This is a genomic window from Erysipelothrix sp. strain 2 (EsS2-7-Brazil) (assembly GCF_016617655.1).
Taxonomy (GTDB): Bacteria; Bacillota_I; Bacilli_A; order Erysipelotrichales; family Erysipelotrichaceae; genus Erysipelothrix; species Erysipelothrix piscisicarius.
This window is the reverse complement of sequence record NZ_SCFT01000030.1, coordinates 1-1,281: the sequence shown is the minus strand read 5'-3', so window position 1 is coordinate 1,281 and position 1,281 is coordinate 1. Positions and strand designations below refer to the sequence as shown.

The window sequence follows — 1,281 nt, the reverse complement described above, 5'->3', positions numbered from 1 at the left end:
GGAACTGACCTAGTTCAGTGGGACTAAAGAAAAAAAACCTCTTGTATGAGAATTATTGTAAAATAGTTCAATATAGGAGGTTTTTATATGGGAACACGAACTATGCATAGCTATGAGACAAAGATGAAAGTTATAGAAATGAAGTTGGCAGGATACTCAAGCAAGTTTATTCAGACTGAACTTGGAATAAAAAATGTAACTCAAGTCAAAACATGGTGGAGATGGTATCGAAATGGTGAACACTATCGATTTTCTCAACCTGTAGGCAAGCAATATACTTTTGGAAAAGGGCCTGAAGGAGACACGGTCGAAGAAACACAAAGACTTAGAATTAAATCTTTGGAGCAACAAATTGAACTATTAAAAAAGTATTTGGAAAGAGAGAGGATGTGGTTCCTGAAATAATCATCAAGCTCGTTGAAGAGTATCGCAACACTGTATCAATTAAAGATATCTTGAATCTTTTTGGGGTACCTAAGTCAACGTATTACCGTTGGACTAAAAAAGAGCAACTAGAGTCTAATAATTATTCTGTCAATGAAGCATTAGTAATTGAACTTTGTAAAGAAAATAAATTTCGTTATGGATATCGAAAAATAACTGCATTAATTCGAAAAGAAAGAATTATCAATAAGAATACTGTTCAAAAGATAATGCAGAAACACCAATGTCAATGCCGTGTTAAGGTCAAAAGGTATCGAAAAAACAAAAATCCGAAGATCATTATGCCCAATATCATTAATCGCGACTTTAAATCACTACGTCCTCTAGAGAAATTGGTGACAGATATCACTTACATCCCTTATGGCCATAAGATGCTCTATTTATCAACGATCATGGATTTATATAATGGTGAGATTATTGCGTCTACACTGAGTGACAGACAAAACCTAGAATGTGTGGTTGATACATTAAATCAACTTCCGGATATCGTTCAGCCATGTATTCTTCATTCTGATCAAGGAAGTGTCTATACATCAAAAGAGTATCAACTTAGAGTAAAAAATAAAAGCATTACCATGAGTATGTCCCGTAAGGGTACACCCGCTGATAATGCTCCTATCGAATCGTTTCATGCCTCGCTAAAGTGTGAAACATTCGAATTAAACCCAGAACTAAAGGGTTCTACTGAAATTGTATCACAAACTGTGATAAACTATTTAAAATATTACAATGAAAATCGAATACAAGAAAAGCTAGGATATCAATCTCCCGTAAATTATCGGTTAACTTCATCCTAACTTGGTTTTTTCTTTAGTCCCAAGGAACTAGGTCAGTTCC

The 1,281-nt window shown here is 34.4% G+C and carries 1 protein-coding gene; it reads left to right on the top strand.

The features are described from left to right. The first annotated feature begins 87 nt into the window (after nt 1-87). A protein-coding gene (locus EPJ90_RS08505) for an IS3-like element ISErh1 family transposase (RefSeq protein ID WP_200542985.1) occupies nt 88-1,241 on the top strand; the annotation gives its coding sequence in 2 pieces (ribosomal slippage) (nt 88-361 and nt 361-1,241; 1,155 coding nt in all). The last annotated feature ends 40 nt before the right edge of the window (nt 1,242-1,281 follow it).